The organism is Lewinella sp. W8 (assembly GCF_004375085.3).
Classification (GTDB): Bacteria; Bacteroidota; Bacteroidia; order Chitinophagales; family Saprospiraceae; genus Neolewinella.
On the sequence record NZ_SNAQ03000001.1, the window covers coordinates 32995 to 48732 of the forward strand.

General features: G+C 54.1%; 16 protein-coding genes and 1 tRNA gene. 15 read left to right on the forward strand and 2 right to left on the reverse strand.

The genetic code is table 11. The features are described 5' to 3' along the window. The first annotated feature begins 311 nt into the window (after positions 1-311). From E1J53_RS00095 to def, 6 genes are all read left to right on the forward strand, one after another. Complete coding sequence (locus E1J53_RS00095; protein ID WP_173021308.1) at positions 312-941, forward strand: TetR/AcrR family transcriptional regulator; 630 nt, start codon at positions 312-314, stop codon at positions 939-941. 9 nt (positions 942-950) lie between these two features. Beyond that, a complete protein-coding gene (locus tag E1J53_RS00100; RefSeq protein WP_134269946.1) occupies positions 951-2306 on the forward strand; it encodes a TolC family protein in 1356 nt (451 codons plus the stop codon). 83 nt (positions 2307-2389) lie between these two features. Next, positions 2390-3577 (forward strand): efflux RND transporter periplasmic adaptor subunit, encoded by a 1188-nt coding sequence (locus tag E1J53_RS00105; protein WP_173021309.1) that lies wholly within the window; start codon positions 2390-2392, stop codon positions 3575-3577. Beyond that, positions 3558-7034 (forward strand): efflux RND transporter permease subunit, encoded by a 3477-nt coding sequence (locus E1J53_RS00110; RefSeq protein ID WP_134269948.1) that lies wholly within the window; start codon positions 3558-3560, stop codon positions 7032-7034. The genes E1J53_RS00105 and E1J53_RS00110 overlap by 20 nt, the downstream gene beginning before the upstream one ends. A gap of 272 nt (positions 7035-7306) precedes the next feature. Continuing rightward, positions 7307-7717, forward strand: a complete 411-nt coding sequence (ruvX, locus tag E1J53_RS00115; protein ID WP_134269949.1) for a Holliday junction resolvase RuvX — start codon at positions 7307-7309, stop codon at positions 7715-7717. Between the two features lie 63 nt (positions 7718-7780). After that, positions 7781-8335 (forward strand): peptide deformylase, encoded by a 555-nt coding sequence (def, locus tag E1J53_RS00120; protein WP_134269950.1) that lies wholly within the window; start codon positions 7781-7783, stop codon positions 8333-8335. Positions 8336-8350: 15 nt separating this feature from the next. Here the strand turns inward: def and E1J53_RS00125 are convergent, their stop codons facing one another. Next, a complete protein-coding gene (locus tag E1J53_RS00125; protein ID WP_134269951.1) occupies positions 8351-9022 on the reverse strand; it encodes a viroplasmin family protein in 672 nt (223 codons plus the stop codon). 47 nt (positions 9023-9069) lie between these two features. Between E1J53_RS00125 and E1J53_RS00130 the strand changes: the two genes are divergently transcribed. The 6 genes from E1J53_RS00130 to E1J53_RS00155 all read left to right on the forward strand — a co-directional run bounded on the left by E1J53_RS00130 (position 9070) and on the right by E1J53_RS00155 (position 12766). Further along, entirely contained in the window at positions 9070-9903 is an 834-nt protein-coding gene (locus tag E1J53_RS00130; protein WP_134269952.1) for a TatD family hydrolase, read from the forward strand. Between the two features lie 107 nt (positions 9904-10010). Further along, positions 10011-10098, forward strand: a tRNA-Ser gene (locus E1J53_RS00135). Between the two features lie 234 nt (positions 10099-10332). Further along, positions 10333-11046 carry a MotA/TolQ/ExbB proton channel family protein gene (locus E1J53_RS00140; protein ID WP_134269953.1) on the forward strand — a complete coding sequence of 238 codons (714 nt, stop codon included), beginning with the start codon at positions 10333-10335 and terminating at the stop codon, positions 11044-11046. Between the two features lie 34 nt (positions 11047-11080). Beyond that, positions 11081-11593: a hypothetical protein gene (locus tag E1J53_RS00145; RefSeq protein WP_134269954.1), complete on the forward strand. Its 513-nt coding sequence runs from the start codon at positions 11081-11083 to the stop codon at positions 11591-11593. Positions 11594-11614: 21 nt separating this feature from the next. Then, on the forward strand, positions 11615-12172 hold the full coding sequence (locus E1J53_RS00150) for a biopolymer transporter ExbD (protein WP_134269955.1): 558 nt from the start codon (positions 11615-11617) through the stop codon (positions 12170-12172). A 120-nt stretch (positions 12173-12292) separates the two neighbouring features. Beyond that, on the forward strand, positions 12293-12766 hold the full coding sequence (locus E1J53_RS00155; RefSeq protein WP_134269956.1) for a biopolymer transporter ExbD: 474 nt from the start codon (positions 12293-12295) through the stop codon (positions 12764-12766). 323 nt (positions 12767-13089) lie between these two features. Here the strand turns inward: E1J53_RS00155 and E1J53_RS00160 are convergent, their stop codons facing one another. Further along, on the reverse strand, positions 13090-13980 hold the full coding sequence (locus tag E1J53_RS00160) for a DMT family transporter (protein ID WP_134269957.1): 891 nt from the start codon (positions 13978-13980) through the stop codon (positions 13090-13092). 123 nt (positions 13981-14103) lie between these two features. Between E1J53_RS00160 and E1J53_RS00165 the strand changes: the two genes are divergently transcribed. From E1J53_RS00165 to aat, 3 genes are read left to right on the forward strand one after another with little or no spacing between them, the layout of a single operon-like run. Next, a complete protein-coding gene (locus tag E1J53_RS00165) occupies positions 14104-14571 on the forward strand; it encodes a redoxin domain-containing protein (protein ID WP_134269958.1) in 468 nt (155 codons plus the stop codon). A 44-nt stretch (positions 14572-14615) separates the two neighbouring features. After that, positions 14616-14909: an ATP-dependent Clp protease adaptor ClpS gene (locus E1J53_RS00170; protein ID WP_134269959.1), complete on the forward strand. Its 294-nt coding sequence runs from the start codon at positions 14616-14618 to the stop codon at positions 14907-14909. A gap of 5 nt (positions 14910-14914) precedes the next feature. Beyond that, positions 14915-15598, forward strand: a complete 684-nt coding sequence (gene aat / locus E1J53_RS00175; RefSeq protein WP_134269960.1) for a leucyl/phenylalanyl-tRNA--protein transferase — start codon at positions 14915-14917, stop codon at positions 15596-15598. The last annotated feature ends 140 nt before the right edge of the window (positions 15599-15738 follow it).

Below are 15738 nucleotides of genomic sequence, written 5' to 3' on the forward strand. Positions count from 1 at the left end.
TAGTAAAGCGGAATACTCGGCTAGGCCGATACCGGTACCGGGTAATCCAGCGACGCAAGGTAATACCCAGGTAGGTAGGAAGCAGTAGCCCACTGCCGAATTGCCGCCCGAAAACTATGATCGTTTCACCAAAATCAACACTCCACATGAACGCCGGACAACCGTTGGAAGAAACCCTCGAGGACGAGTCTTGGCAAGGAGTTACCACGTCAAAATGGTGCGGGGATCCCGGGCATACAGCCTTTTGTCAAGAAAGCGTCAGAAACGTAGGAAACTTTGAACGTTGCAAAAGTTTCTGTCGTTTCCGGGGCGTGAGTACACAAGAAGCAAGCATAAAGGAGAAACTGATTGAAACGGCCGACGGTCTTTTCATGCGACTGGGACTCAAGAGTGTCAGTATGGACGACATTGCCCGGCACATGGGCGTGTCCAAAAAGACCATCTACCAGATCGTCGACAACAAGCGCGACCTGATCGAGCTCGTCCTGGTAAATGATGCCTGCAAGGACCTGGAAGTCATCCAGGAAAATTTGCGGGAATCCAAAGATGCCATCGATGAATTTTTGCGCAACAGTCGCTACTTCATTCGCCAGATGCGGGCCATTTCCCCCACCACGATTCATGACCTTCAGAAGTACTATCCTGGCTTGTGGCGGGAGCAAATGCAGGCCCATCAACAGGACTTTCTTAAGTCCGTTGAGGCTAATATGAACCGAGGTATGGAGGAAGGACTGTACCGTAATGATTTGCAGCCGGACATCATCGCCAAGCTCTACGTGGCCATGATGATGATCATCATCGATAAATCCATTTTCCCCGCCCACGAGCGCCCCATCACGGACGTCATCCGTGAGCACGCCAGTTATCACCTCAACGGACTGGTGAATCAGTTCGGGCGGGAACGACTTGAGACCTATCTCAAAAAAGAAGCCCTTGATTAATTATTTGTCATGACCCACTTTCCCCAAAAGTACCTAATCAAAACTGTGGCCGTGCTCCTCTTGCTGGCCACCTTCGCCCCACCACCCATCTATGCGCAGGATGTAGCCGCACCACCGGAGTTCAGTCTTTCCGACGCGGTTTCCTACGCCCTGGCCAACAGCACGGCGGTGCGCAATGCCCGGGTAGACATTCTGGATGCCGAACAGGTGGTGAAGGAGCGTCTCAGTACGGGACTGCCCCAAATCAATGCCTCCATTGATTATACCCGCTACCTGAAGGTTCCTCAGCTTCCCCTACCCGAAGCCTTTGCGATGGGGGACCCGAATGCTCCGGAGAGCATTGCCTTTCAGTTGAAAAACAGCCTGGTGGGCGGTATCAACGCACGCACCATGCTCTTTGACGGATCATTTTTCGTGGGATTACGGGCCGCCAGGGCCAGTAAGGACTACTATAACCTTGAGCTGGAGAATCGCCAGCGGGAAGTAAGAACTCAGGTAGCCCAGTCCTATTTCCCGGTCCTTCTGCTCAAAACCAACGTAGAAATCCTGAACCGCAACATCGATAATCTGGAGAAACTGCTTCGGGAAACCAGCGCCCAGTATGAGGCGGGCTTTGTGGAACAGCTGGATGTCGACCGTTTGGTTCTGAGCCTGAACAACCTCAAGAGTCAACGCGACCAGATTGCCCAGCAGGCGGAAAATGCCATGCGGGCCCTGAAGTTTACGCTCAATTATCCCCTGGACGAACCACTCACGGTGGCCGATGATCTCAACGAACTGGAAACGGAAGTTGAACTGGCGGCGATGACGGGAAATGTCCCCTACCAACAACGCCCGGAGTTGCGCCTGCTGGATAAAGTGATTTATCTAGAGGGCTTAAACCTGGAATTACAGAAGTCCGCCTACCTGCCCACGGTTTACGCCAACGTTGGTGGCCAGTATCAGTACCAGGGCGACAACTTCAGCGACGGCTTTTGGGCTCCAACGATATTCGTCGGGGTTACCGCCAGCATTCCCATTTATGACTTTGGTGGCCGGAGCGCCCGGGTGGAACGCGCCCGTCTGTCTCAGGAAAAAGTCGTCAACCAGCGGGAAGACCTGGCCCGGGGAATATCCCTGGAAGTGACCAATGCCCGTGCCACCCTGGCGGCGGCTCAGGATCGCCTGTCGGTCACCAAGGATAACGTAGCCCTGGCGGAGCGGATTTACGAAACCACTCAAATCAAATACCGGGAGGGCGTAGGCGCCAGCCTGGAGGTCGTGCAGGCGGAGCAGGCGCTCTACGAAGCACAGGCCAACTACCTCAATGCTCTTTACGAAGCGCTGGTTGCCAAAGAAGACCTCTTCCTGGCCCTGGGCCGATAACCTCACTTAACCCTAATACGGGCCGGACGAATACCGGCTGATGCTCACTCCCAATTCCCCATCAAATGACAACATCAAGAACTATGAAACGCTTACCAATCCTGGGCTTTGCGCTTCTGCTGATCATGGCATCCTGCGGACGCGCCGAAGAAGAAGAACAATTGCCCGCTGGCCTGGCCGAGAAGCAAGAACTGCTTCGGGAAAAACGCGCCGAGTTGCGCAAGCTGACCCAGGAAATCGAGGCTCTGGAGGATACCATTGCCGTCCTTGACCCCTCCTTTGCGCCCAACGCCACGTTGGTCACTTACGAGACGCTGAACCCCCAATCCTTTGAGAACTACACCAACGTTCAGGCGACCGTCCGGGCCAACGAAACGGCCATGGCTTCGGCCGAGATTCCGGGACGAATTATCCGATTGACGGTGGACGATGGCGACCTGGTCCGTAAGGGGCAGCTCATTGCCGTGCTGAACGTGGAGGACATTGAGACCCAGCGAGAAGAAGTGGAGAAAGCGACGGAACTGGCCAAGACGGTTTTCGAGCGCCAGGAACGCCTCTGGAACCAGCAAATTGGTTCGGAAATCCAGTACCTCCAGGCAAAGAATAATTACGAGCGACTGCAAAAGCAGTTGGCGGCCATTGACGTTCAGAGCAACAAGCGGAATGTCTATGCCCCCATCAGCGGCACGGTTGAACGGGTGATGCTCCGGGCGGGAGAAAATGCCATGCCGGGCGCGCCCATTGCCTCCATTCTGAGTACCAATGACCTCAAAGTCATTGCCGACGCTCCGGAGGAACTGCTCGCCAAGGTGGAACGTGGTCAGCAGGTTAAGGTCATCGTGCCGGCACTGGACCTGGACTTTGAGGCCCGGGTGGTGCGTATTGGCCGCACCGTTGACCCCGCTAACCGCACCTTCGAAGTAGAAGTGGACGTCCCCGGTCGTTATCTCGCACAGCTAAAGACCAACCTGCTGGCAGAAATTGAGGTGCTGGACTTTGCGGCCGAAGACCTGTTAGTGGTGAGCCAGGACCTGATTCAGCAGGAAGTGGACGGTCGGCGCTACGTCTTTATTGCCAACGAGAAGGGCGGTAAAACAATGGCCAGTAAGGTTTTCATCAAGACGGGAGCTACCTACAATAACATGGCCGTGATCACCGAAGGCCTCACCGCCGGTGACCGCATCATCACGACCGGAGCCCGCGGCCTGGTCGACGAACAACTCATTACCCTCAGCCAGAACCCCATTACCAATGGCCAACCAGGAAAGTAAAAAACGAACCTTCAGCCTGACCAATCTGGCGGTCGACAATGGCACCAGCGTCTTTTTGCTGGCCATTATGATCCTGATTTTCGGGCTGTTTGCCTATGACCAGGTACCCAAGGAACAATTTCCCGAAGTGGATTTTCCTCAGGTATACATTAATACCCCCTACTTCGGAAACAGTGCGGCGGACATCGAGAGCCTCGTAACCCGACCGCTGGAGAAAGAGCTTCAGGGTGTTGACGGTGTAAAGGTCATCCGCTCTACGAGTATCCAGGATTTTTCCGTCATCACGGTAGAATTCAACTCCGACGAAGACTTTGACGATGCCGTTCGCCGGACCAAGGACGCCGTGGACCAGGCCAAGCCTGAACTGCCCACGGACCTGGATACCGACCCTACGGTACTGGAAATTAACCTTTCTCAATTGCCCATCGTGACGGTCAACGTCAGTGGTGATTATCCGCCCGAAGAATTACGCCGTTACGCGGAATTACTGGAGGACGAACTGGAGGAAGTGGACGGCGTGAGCAACGTAGACCTCAAGGGCGTTCAGGAACGGGAAGTGGAAGTTTCCGTTGACGTCCGGAAGATGGAAAGTCTCCAGATCAGTTTTCAGGACATCGAAAACGCCATTGCGGGAGAAAACCTTACGCTTTCCGGGGGAGAGTTAATTACCAACGGCTTCCGCCGGGCCATCCGCGTGGTGGGTGAATACGATGATGTTTCGGAGCTGTCCAATACCATCGTAAAGAATGAACGCCAGCGGCTCGTGTACCTGCGGGACATTGCCGACGTTTCCTTCGGATACGAGGATCCAACCAGTATTGCCCGGGCAAACGGGTTGCCGGTGATCAGCCTGGACATCATCAAGAAATCGGGTGAAAACCTGCTGAGTACCGCCGACGGCGTGCGGCAGACCGTGGCCGAAGTGATGCCACGGTTACCCGAGGATCTGGAAATTACGTACTTCAACGACCAGTCGGACAATACCCGGACGGAGGTGGAAAACCTGGAAAACAGCATCATCTCCGGGGTGATTCTGGTGGTATTGGTACTGCTCTTCTTCCTGGGACTGCGCAACGCGCTCTTCGTAGGAATTGCCATCCCACTATCCATGTTGATGGGTATTCTCTGGATCTGGCTGACGGGCGTTACGCTGAATATTGTGGTGCTCTTCGCCCTAATTCTGGCCCTGGGACTGCTGGTGGATAACGGCATCGTGATCGTGGAGAATATCTATCGGTTCATGCAGCAGGGAACCAAACCCAAAGATGCCGCAAAGTACGGTGCGGGTGAGGTGGCCTGGCCCATCATTGCCTCCACGGCAACTACCCTGGCGGCCTTCCTTCCACTGGCCATCTGGCCGGGAATCGTGGGGGAGTTCATGAAGTATTTTCCCATTACCCTGATTTTGGTTTTGTTGTCTTCCTTGATCGTGGCCCTGGTGATCAACCCGGTTATTGCCAGCCGTTTCATGAAGGTGGACGCCCGTTCCGAAACGGCGGCCGGACGCAAAAAGAAGCGCAATCGGGTGCTGATTTCGATGGCAGTAATGCTGGGCGTAGGTCTACTGGGCCTGGCCGCCGGGCAGCAGTGGCTGTTCAACTTTGCCATCGTGACCATCATCGTTACGCTGCTGTATTTCTTCGCCCTACGGCCCGCTTCCTTTGTCTTTCAGGGCCGCTTCCTCCCCTGGCTGGAAGAACGGTACAACGGGACCATCCGGTTCGCCCTGCGGTACTCCAGGACAGTACTGGGGGGCACATTCTTATTGCTGGTGCTTGCTTCACTACTTACCAGGTTCTTCCCCCCAAAGGTCGAATTCTTCCCCAGTGCGGATCCGCTCTACGTCAATGCTTTCGTAGAACTGCCCATCGGGTCCGATATTTCGGCTACCGACGAGGTGGCGCGGGAGCTGGAAACCCGGATGCTGGGACACCTGGAACAGTACGGCGACGTAGTGGAGGCGGTGCTGACCCAAATCGGTGAAAATACTTCCGACCCCAACCAGCCCCCCGAGCCGGGCTTCACGCCCAACAAGGCGCGGATCACGGTGAGCTTTGCCCCCTTCCGGGACCGTGGAGGGGTGAGCACCCGCCAGATCATGGAAGAATTGCGGGAGAAAGTCCGGGGAATCCCCGGTGTACTGGTAACGGTGGACCAAAACCCCAACGGCCCGGCCACCGGCAAACCCATCAACCTGGAAATCAGCGGAGAGGACATCGACAAGCTGGTAACACTGGGAGACGACGTGATCTCCTACATCAACGCTCAGGGGATTCCCGGTATTGAGCAGCTCCAGGCCGACATCAAAGTGGGTAAACCGGAGCTGACGGTTAACGTCGATCGGGAAGCCGCCCGCCGCTACGGACTCTCTACCTTCCAGATTGCCTCCGCACTCCGGACCTCGGTTTTCGGTAAGGAAGTCAGCAAGTACAAGCTCGGAGAAGACGAATTTCCCATTTTCATCCGATTAGCCGATGCTGACCGCAATGAGGTAGACAAACTACTGGACCAGCGGGTTACCTTCCGAGATCCGGCCACCGGCCAGATCAGTCAGGTCCCCATCAGTACGGTCGCCTCGGTGGACTACACCTCTACCTATTCCTCCATCAAACGGAAGGACCTCGACCGGGTGATCACCATCAGCTCAAACGTGCTGGATGGCTACTACGCCAACGAGATCATTCCCCAAATTGATGAGGTCCTGCAGTCTTACGATTTGCCGCAGGGATTCTCCTACGAGTTCACCGGCGAACAGCAGCAACAGGAGGAAGACATCGGGTTCCTGCTCGGAGCTTTCATCTTTGCCCTGTTCCTGATCTTCGTGATCATCGTGACGCAGTTCAACAGTATCAGTTCTCCCTTCATCATCCTCACTTCGGTGGTTTTGTCTACGATTGGGGTGCTGCTGGGCTACTTCTTCTTTGGGGGCGTAATCTCGGTAGTCTTCACCGGGGTAGGGATCATCTCTCTGGCCGGGGTAGTGGTCAATAACGCCATCGTACTCATTGACTACACCACTCTCCTTATGCAGAATAAGGTGGAGGAGAAGGGGCTGGAGAAGATTTCCGATTTGGACCTGGAAGACATTAAGGAGGCCATCATTATTGGTGGTGGCACGAGGTTACGGCCCGTACTGCTTACGGCCATTACTACGGTGCTGGGGCTCATTCCGCTGGCCGTCGGATTCAACTTCGACTTCTTCGGCTTCATCGGTGATCTCAGCTTCAGCAATAACTTCTTCCTGGGGGGTGACAATACGGCCCTCTGGGGCCCCATGGCCTGGACGGTGATTTACGGTTTGGTGTTTGCCACCTTCCTGACGCTGGTAGTGGTTCCGGTGATGCTGTGGTTGATCTACCGGGCGCGTCGCAAGCTCAAACGTTGGTTTGGGATGAGTACTCCTCCCGAACCCGAAGAGGATGGGGGAGTACTGGACAGTAATCTGGTGTCCGGATAGTCTCCTGGTTTACCGGCCACTCTGGCCAGGAACACAGCAGTAGCGGCGAGGTCATCCAACCGACCTCGCCGTTGCTTTTTGTGGGTAATTTGTACGATAAAAACATAATATTGCCCCCGGAGCGGTGAAGGCCGGCAAAAGGGAGTGGACATTTGAGTCTTTATGTACTTTTTTTTGTTCTTTACGGCCCGATATTTTTCTTCTGGCCTCCATTTTTGTCCCAACTAAATACCCGGATTTAACGTTTTTTCGGGAAGTGTGTAGTTATTACCATGCGAATTCTGGCTATTGATTACGGAGCAAAAAAATGCGGTATTGCCGTTTCTGACCCCCTGCGAATAATTGCTACAGGTTTAGCAACTGTTCCTACGGGGCAGCTTCTGGCGTGGTTAGAACGCTACCTGAAGGAGGAGCAAGTAGGGGATTTGGTGATCGGGGAGAGCCGTCATAAGGACGGTACGCCGAACAAAATTCACTCCGAAATTGTGGGATTTGAGCGTAAATTCACGAAGCTTTATCCCGCCATTACCCTACATCGACAAGACGAGTTCTACACCTCACAGCGAGCGAAGCAAGCCATGTTAGACATGGGGCTTGGACGAAAAAAGCGACAGGAAAAGGCCCGGGTGGATAAAATTGCCGCTACGATAATTCTGCAGGATTTTATGGAAACCCTACGCTGACCCTCCTCATCATGATCTCATTCCATCCAAGAAGTTTGTTTGGTTAAAAATGCGCCTCAGTTTATGATCCTTCCAATTTACGCCTACGGGCAGCCAGTCCTGAAAAAGGTTGCCAAGCCCATCACTCCCGACTACCCCGGGCTTACTGAGCTCATTGCCAACATGTGGGAAACAATGGAATACGCCAACGGGGTAGGGCTTGCCGCGCCCCAGATTGGCCTCAGCATCCGGCTATTTGTTGTGGATAGCCGCCCCATGCAGGACGAAGGCGAAGAAGATAAGGGGATCAGAAAGGTGTTCATCAACGCCGAAATCGTGGAAGAATCCGGAGAAGACTGGACCCACAATGAAGGTTGTCTGAGTATCCCGGACATCAACGGCGACGTGGAGCGACCCGAAGGCGTGACGATCCGGTACCAGGACGAAAACTTTGTGGAGCATCTTGAGTTTTTCGACGGCATGAACGCCCGGGTCATTCAGCACGAATACGACCACATTGAAGGTATTCTGTTTACCGAATACCTTAAGCCGATTAAGAAGCGCCTGGTGAAAAAGAAACTGGACAGAATCAAAAAAGGAGAAATTGACGTCCGCTACCGAATGAAGTTCATTCGATAGCGCCCTACCGTTCCCCTATTTCCGACCGAAATCTGCGGGGATTTCTCCCCATACCTTCGTGTTCCACTTGTAAATCGGATTGGTGATCTGGTTCTGCTTCAGCCAGCCTTCGGCCCGGTCGATGTAGTCCCAGAGCTCTTCGGTTTTGGCATTTCTGGCCAGGGTCGTTTTACACTTACCCTTTTTTACCCACCCGATGGCGATCTGGCTGTCGCTGTAAATTGGTAGTTGGGGTTGGTCCTGATTTTTGAGGAAGGCCAGGGCGTGCACGAGGGCAAGGAATTCACCGATGTTATTGGTGCCCAGGGGGAATGCCCGATGAAAGAGGCGCTTGCGCCCGGAGGTGGTTACGCCCTGATATTCCATCACTCCCGGATTACCGGCGCAGGCGGCGTCAACGCTGATGCTGCGGCCGATAATGCGGTCCGTGGTGGGGGCATTGCTCCGGCGCTTGGTACCAGGATTTTTTGCCCCGGCGGGCAGGTGCGAAGTTTTTCCGGTAGTAGCCGCGCGGATATAGCTCTCAAAACCCTTACGGAAGGCTGCTTCGGCCTGTCGCCGATCCGTAAATGATTTATACTTGGCACCTTTGTAGCCGTCAATCTGGCGTTTAGCGTCCGCCCAGTCGGTGTAGATTCCGGGGACGTGCCCAAGCCAAACGACGTAGAACTTATTTTTCTTCGCCATGTTGCGAAGGTAACCACCAACCAGGTGCCGAGTAGCACCTTCCGTCCATGTTTATTGATACCCACACCCATCTTTACAGCAGCAAATTTTCTGAAGACCGTCCGGCCGTGATGGAGCGGGCCCGGGCCGCCGGCGTGGACCTGGCGATTCTCCCGGCGGTTGACCGCAGCAGCCACGAAGACATGCTGGCCCTCGAAGCGGCCTATCCCGACTGGGTGCTGGCCATGATCGGGCTCCACCCGGTCAGCGTCGGGGAAAACTACGAGGAGGAACTGGCCGTGGTGGAAAAATATCTGCAGCAGCGTCCCTGGGTGGCCATCGGCGAAATCGGCATGGATCTTTACTGGGATAAAACCTTCCGGGATCAGCAGGTGAAGGCCTTTCTGAAGCAATGTGCGTGGGCCATTGACTACGATTTGCCGATTTGTATTCACGCCCGGGAGGCCATCGATGAGCTGCTGGAACTGATCAGGGGGGTAAATAATCCGAAACTACGCGGGGTTTTTCACTGCTTTACCGGAAATGTGGCGCAGGCCCGTCAGGCCGTAGACCTCGGTTTTTATCTCGGTATGGGAGGAGTGGCTACCTTCAAGAACGGAGGACTCGAACCCGTACTGCTGGAGCTGCCCCGGGAACGGATTCTGCTGGAAACGGACGCTCCCTACCTGGCGCCGGTTCCCAAACGCGGCAAGCGGAATGAAACGGCCTACGTGAAATTCGTGGCCGAAAAAATTGCTACGCTCTGGGAAACTTCACCGGAGGAAGTTGGCCGACTAACGAGCCAGAATGCGTGGCAACTCTTTGAACTTGACCGGTTTGCAAAACCTGACTGCCCCTGGTGGGGCCTGAGACCACCCGTAAAGGATGCGATAAACGAGTAGCCGACCAATAAAAATTTTGTTTTGTTGATCGTTTTTACAATTTTTGCGTCTATTCTGGGAGCTGTGGTCAACGGATTACAGTATTCCCAAAGAGAATGTATTCTTTTGGAGAGGTGCTCGAGTGGTTGAAGAGGCACGCCTGGAAAGCGTGTATACGGTAACCCCGTATCGAGGGTTCGAATCCCTTCCTCTCCGCATGGCGGAGGTCAGTTAGCCGGATTATTTCGGAGAAAAGGTATATTATTACCTCGTTTCCGGGAAAAAAGTGGCTTATTTAGCCCTCCATTATCGGATGCCCCCTTCTTGGTGGTATCTTAAAGGTCTTTCCACAACGGTGGATAAACATTAATTGCCAGTCACACGCCACTATGGTGTGTTTTGGCATTTTCTCTTCACGCGCAAACTATTCGTTAAACCTTAATTACGGCTATGCGACATCTATTTAAGACGCTGGCGGCCCTTTCGCTGGTAGCTTTTTCTGCTACGGACCTGATGGCTCAGGATTCCGCTGGATTCCAGGTACTGAAAAAGCAATTCATCGACGGCGACTGGCGCTTCATGGCCATCGTACTGATCTGTCTGATTCTCGGACTGGCCTTCTGTATCGAGCGTATCATTACCCTCAACCTTGCTTCCACCAACACGGACAAGCTGCTCTCCCGCATCGGTGAGCGTCTTGAAGCCGGAGACATGGAAGGTGCCAAAGAAGTAGCTAAGTCTACGGCGGGCCCCACGGCGAGCGTCCTTTACGAAGGTCTCCGTCACAGCAGCGAAGGTCCTGATGCCGTTGAAAAAGCAATTGTATCTTACGGTAGCGTTCAGATGGGACTTCTCGAGCGTGGCCTGGTTTGGATCTCTCTGTTCATCGCCATTGCGCCCATGCTCGGGTTCATGGGTACGGTAATCGGTATGATCCAGGCCTTTAACCGGATTGAAACGGTTGGTGACCTTAGCCCCGCAGTTGTTGCCGGTGGTATTAAGGTAGCCCTGCTGACCACCGTATTCGGTCTGATCGTGGCCATTATCCTCCAGATTCTCTACAACTACATCGTCAACAAGATTGACGGTATCGTAAACCGTATGGAGGATGCCTCAATTGCCTTGGTAGATATCATGGCAACGAACAACAGCTTCAAGGCCTAATCAGCCCTCATTCTTTCAAAATCCAATCAATAGCATGTACGCATTTTTGAATAAATACGGCCAGTTGCTGGCTTTCGGGATTGGAGTGCTGATTACCATCATCTTCCTCGGCGGCATCTTCAGTGCTCCCGACCCCGTCTTCGAAACGCTAGCTTCGGAGAGTGCGGGAGAAGAGAAGTACGAGACCAACATCTTCAACTTCGGTATGTACGCTGCTGGCCTCCTGGTCGTGGTAGCCGTTGCTGCTGCACTGATCTTCGGGATCATGCAGTTCGCAAGTAACCCCAAAGGCTCCATCAAGGGACTGGCCGGCCTCGCCGTTCTTGCCATTATCGTGTTCGTCGGCTACTCTTCGGCCAATGGTGACATTGCCTCAGAATCCGCCGAGATTCAGAACGCCATCGCGAAGTTTGAAGACTCCAACGAAACAACCTTTACGGGCGGAAACCTGAAATTTATCTCAGGTTCAATTCTGGCCGCCATGGTGATGATCGGCCTTTCGATCCTTACGCTGGTGGTATTCGGCATTCGCAGTATCTTTAAGTAATCCGCAAAACTTCCAACGACCATGGCTAAGACCAAGACGAGAGACCGGATGAACAATGAGATCAATGCAGGCTCTATGGCGGACATCGCCTTCCTGCTGCTGATCTTCTTCCTGGTGACAACTACGATCGCAGAAGACAAGGGCATCCTCGTAAAGTTGCCGCCCTGGTCTGATGAAGAGCCCGATATTACGAAGCTGAAGGAGCGTAACGTGTACTCCGTACTCGTAAACGCCCAGAACCAGCTGCTGGTGCGGGAGCAATCCATGCGCATCGGGGACCTGCGGGAAAACGCCAAGGAGTTCATCATGAACCCCGCCGGCCGTCCTGACCTCGCAGAACGCCCCACCAGCGCCATTATTTCGTTGAAAAACGACCGCGGTACGAACTACCAAACCTACCTCGAAGTTTACAACGAACTAAAGGGAGCCTACGAAGAACTCTGGGATGAACTGGCCATGAAACGGTACGGTGAACCCTACACGGATGATATGCCCTTCGCCCAGCGGAAGGCCATCCGGGACGAGATTCCCTTCGTAATCTCCGAAGCGGAACCCACCAACTTTGGTGAAGAGGACTAATCTTACGGGTGCCGGCTTACTCCGGTAAGCCGGCACCTGAATTTTTTTCCTTCACCCACCACCAGCCGCCCGGGCGGCATCTAACGGACAGCATTGTCCTTAATCCTCTAAGATTCAATCATGGCTAAGTTTTCTAAAAAACGAGGTAAGTCCAGTCCCGCAATTTCTACGGCTTCACTGCCAGACATTATCTTCATGTTGCTCTTCTTCTTCATGATGGTAACCGTACTGCGTGATTCCGAACTGAAGCTGCAGGTGAATACGCCCGAAGCAACTGAATTGACGAAGCTGGAGGAAAAGTCGCTCGTAAATTACATTTACATCGGCCGGCCCACTAAGCAGAATCAGAAGCTGTACGGTACTTCCCCCCGGATCCAGTTGGGTGATAAAATCTCCAACGTAGACGATATCCCCATTTTCCTCGAAAAGCACAAAGTGAAAGTCCCCGAAGCGAAGCACCCCCGCATTACTTCCTCCCTCCGCGTAGACGGTGAAGTAACGATGGGTATCGTTCAGGACGTAAAGACCAAACTCCGCAAGAGTAACCAGTTGAAAGTCAACTACTCTGCCGGTAAGCGGGTGGATGACCTCTAGAGCATCAACCGCACACTCCGGAAAAGCCGCTTTCCCCACCGGGAGAGCGGCTTTTTTAATGTCCCAACCCCAATGATTGATCGGGTCCTGATTATGCGGTCCTGTGAGCGTCGCCAAACGGAGCAAGGCGGAAACCTCGTGCCTGGCATGGGGGCCAACCACGCGGCTTTTGGATAAGCCTACCTGCCTTTCGTTGTGGTCGAGTCGCTTGCTTCATGATTTCAAAGCCATCGATTCGTCAGCCTCAGCTTAGCCAACATTTCAACCAACGCGGCCACCGGGATAATTTTGGCACCTGCCTTGGCCACCACAATTGTTGACGTTTAGCGATGGGCCGCCTCCATTCGTTTTCGCAGGGTGCGTTTTACGATCGAGTACCCGAAAACGGCGATCATGATGAGGAGGGTGCCGAGGTAGAACTGACCGTTCAGCTCCTCGGCGTCGTCCAGGAGGAAATAGGCTAGGAAAATGCCGTAAACGGGCTCGAGGTTTACCGTCAGGTTCGAGGCAAAGGCCGACAACTTCCGCAGGGCCCGCAAAAAGAGCAGGTTGGTCAGCGTGGTGCACAACAGCGCCAGCACCAGCAAGTAAACCCAATCCATGGTACTGGGCCAGCGGAGGTCCCCCACGAATGGGAGGAATGGGGTCAGAAAGAGGGTAGCGGCGGACAATTCCAAAAAGGTGATGCGGTGGGGGTCGGCTCCTTCCACGTACCGCTTGTTCAGCGACGTGAAAAGGGCGACGAGGAAGGCAGACAGCAGCCCCACCAAAATGCCTACCTCCATATCGCTGGATACCCCGTCGGCAATCAGCCAGATGCCCGGCAGGATGAATAAACCGAGCAACAGTTCGTACCAGCGAAAGGGACGTTTGACGATCCAGGGTTCGATGATGCTGGAAAACAGCGAGGTGGTGGCCATGCAGATGAGGGCCACGCTGGCGTTGGCCAGTTTTATGGACCCGTAGAAGGTGACCCAGTGGATGGCGACCAGGACCCCGATACCGGCGTAAATGATCAACTGCCGTTTGCCAATTTCCCGTACCATGGCCGCCAGGCGTACGAAGGCAACGAGGCTAATACTCGTGAGCAGCACCCGCCACCACACCAGGGTGAGGGCATTGAGAGTGATCAGATCGCCGAGGATGGCGGTGAAACCCCAGAGGAAGACTGCGAGGTGCAGCTCCAGATAGGCACGTGAAGTTGAATAGGTCACGGCGCAAGATAGGGTGGGGCGGGGAAAATGGGAGCAGATAATTCCGCGCCGGGATTTTGGTGATTACGCGCAACAATATGGTACTCCTAGTGTATAATCAACAACGCAATCAAACACAGCAATATGAGCCTTAAAGTTGGCGATAAAGCCCCCCTGTTCACGCTCGTGAACGACGAAACCAAAGAAGTCAGCCTCCAGGATTACCAGGGACGGAACCTGGTCGTGCTGTTTTTCCCCCTGGCCTTCACGGGCGTGTGCACCGAAGAAATGTGCACGATGCGGGACGCACTGGCCGAGTACAATAACATGAATACGGACGTGGTCGCCATCAGCGTAGACTCTCCGTTCACGCTGGCAAAATTCAAGGAGGCCGAGCGGTTAAATTTCCCCCTTCTGAGTGACTTCAACAAGGAGGTCAGCCGTCAGTACGGCTCGCTGTACGATAATTTCGTTTTCGGAATGCAGGGCGTCAGCAAGCGCTCGGCTTTCGTGATCGACGGGGAGGGCATCGTCCGCTACGCCGAGGTGCTCGATTCAGCCGGAGATTTACCTAACTTTGGGGCGGTAAAAGAAACTTTGGCCCAACTTTAGGGGTTCCTTATTTGCAGCTTCGATTTAAACTATTGCCGCACAACATGTTATACGCCAGCTCAGGACAGGAAGATGTATTGCTCGACGAAGACGTTGACGTTGGGACGGGAGAGCCCGCTGATCTCATTGTGTACAATGATGATCACAACACCTTCGATTGGGTAATGAAGTGTTTCGTTGACGTCCTGGGGCATAGCCCCGAGCAGAGCGAGCAGTTGGCCCTGTTGATTCACTTCAAGGGCAAGGCAACCGTAAAGTCCGCTGCCCTGAGCGAGTTACGCCCGAAGCGGGAAGCTTTGGTCGACCGGGGGCTATCGGCTACCATTGAAGGTAGATAGTCTCCATGCCCCTATTTCGCCTCGATCCGCGATTTCCCGAATTATTTCCTGATCCCCTGCAGACCAACGGGACTGGCCCCGCCTGTTTCGGCGGGGATCTCAGCCCGGAACGGCTCTTCTTCGCCTACCAGCTGGGTTACTTCCCCTGGTTCAGCGAAGGAGAGCCGATTCTTTGGTGGCATCCCGATCCGCGTTTCGTCCTCTTCCCCGATGAGCTGAAGGTCTCCAAAAGCATGCGTCCCTACTTTAATCAAGGTAAATACCGGGTGGAGTACGACGGCCAGTTTCGGAGAGTGATGGAAGAATGCCGTAACCTGTATCGCCCCGGACAGTGGGGCAGCTGGATTACTGAGGATCTCATTTCGGGCTACGTCAGCCTGCACGAACGCGGGCTGGCTCACAGCGTGGAAGTCTACGAAGAAGACGAGCTGGTGGGCGGGCTTTATGGCCTGGCGCTGGGTACGGTGTTCTTTGGTGAAAGTATGTTCTTTCTCCAACCCAACGCCAGCAAGTTTGGGTTCATCTCCCTCGTTCGCCGGCTTCTGGTGGAGGGCTACACCATGATCGACTGTCAACAGGAAACCAAGCACCTGAAGAGCCTTGGGGGACGATCCATCTCCCGGAAAAAATTCCTTACCCTGTTGGGAGACGGAATCGACGGTAAAATAAATGCCAGTAAGTGGTCCTGACCCCTGGGCTTTCTCCTACCCCCAAATTCGGGAAGGAATGAACTACCGGACAATCTCTGTCGTATATCTTTCGTAAAACATTCCCATTCTGGCAGACCTCTTTGTAACCCCAAATCAAATTATACCCGCCTCTGACTCCA

Excerpts from the sequence above, each read along its gene's own strand:
- aat (WP_134269960.1), top strand. The coding sequence starts at position 14,915 with ATGCCCCTATTTCGCCTCGATCCGCGATTTCCCGAATTATTTCCTGAT.
- ruvX (WP_134269949.1), top strand. The coding sequence starts at position 7,307 with ATGCGAATTCTGGCTATTGATTACGGAGCAAAAAAATGCGGTATTGCC.
- E1J53_RS00170 (WP_134269959.1), top strand. The coding sequence starts at position 14,616 with ATGTTATACGCCAGCTCAGGACAGGAAGATGTATTGCTCGACGAAGAC.
- E1J53_RS00125 (WP_134269951.1), bottom strand. The coding sequence starts at position 9,022 with ATGGCGAAGAAAAATAAGTTCTACGTCGTTTGGCTTGGGCACGTCCCC.
- E1J53_RS00105 (WP_173021309.1), top strand. The coding sequence starts at position 2,390 with ATGAAACGCTTACCAATCCTGGGCTTTGCGCTTCTGCTGATCATGGCA.
- def (WP_134269950.1), top strand. The coding sequence starts at position 7,781 with ATGATCCTTCCAATTTACGCCTACGGGCAGCCAGTCCTGAAAAAGGTT.
- E1J53_RS00155 (WP_134269956.1), top strand. The coding sequence starts at position 12,293 with ATGGCTAAGTTTTCTAAAAAACGAGGTAAGTCCAGTCCCGCAATTTCT.
- E1J53_RS00145 (WP_134269954.1), top strand. The coding sequence starts at position 11,081 with ATGTACGCATTTTTGAATAAATACGGCCAGTTGCTGGCTTTCGGGATT.
- E1J53_RS00110 (WP_134269948.1), top strand. The coding sequence starts at position 3,558 with ATGGCCAACCAGGAAAGTAAAAAACGAACCTTCAGCCTGACCAATCTG.
- E1J53_RS00150 (WP_134269955.1), top strand. The coding sequence starts at position 11,615 with ATGGCTAAGACCAAGACGAGAGACCGGATGAACAATGAGATCAATGCA.
- E1J53_RS00100 (WP_134269946.1), top strand. The coding sequence starts at position 951 with ATGACCCACTTTCCCCAAAAGTACCTAATCAAAACTGTGGCCGTGCTC.
- E1J53_RS00165 (WP_134269958.1), top strand. The coding sequence starts at position 14,104 with ATGAGCCTTAAAGTTGGCGATAAAGCCCCCCTGTTCACGCTCGTGAAC.
- E1J53_RS00140 (WP_134269953.1), top strand. The coding sequence starts at position 10,333 with ATGCGACATCTATTTAAGACGCTGGCGGCCCTTTCGCTGGTAGCTTTT.
- E1J53_RS00130 (WP_134269952.1), top strand. The coding sequence starts at position 9,070 with ATGTTTATTGATACCCACACCCATCTTTACAGCAGCAAATTTTCTGAA.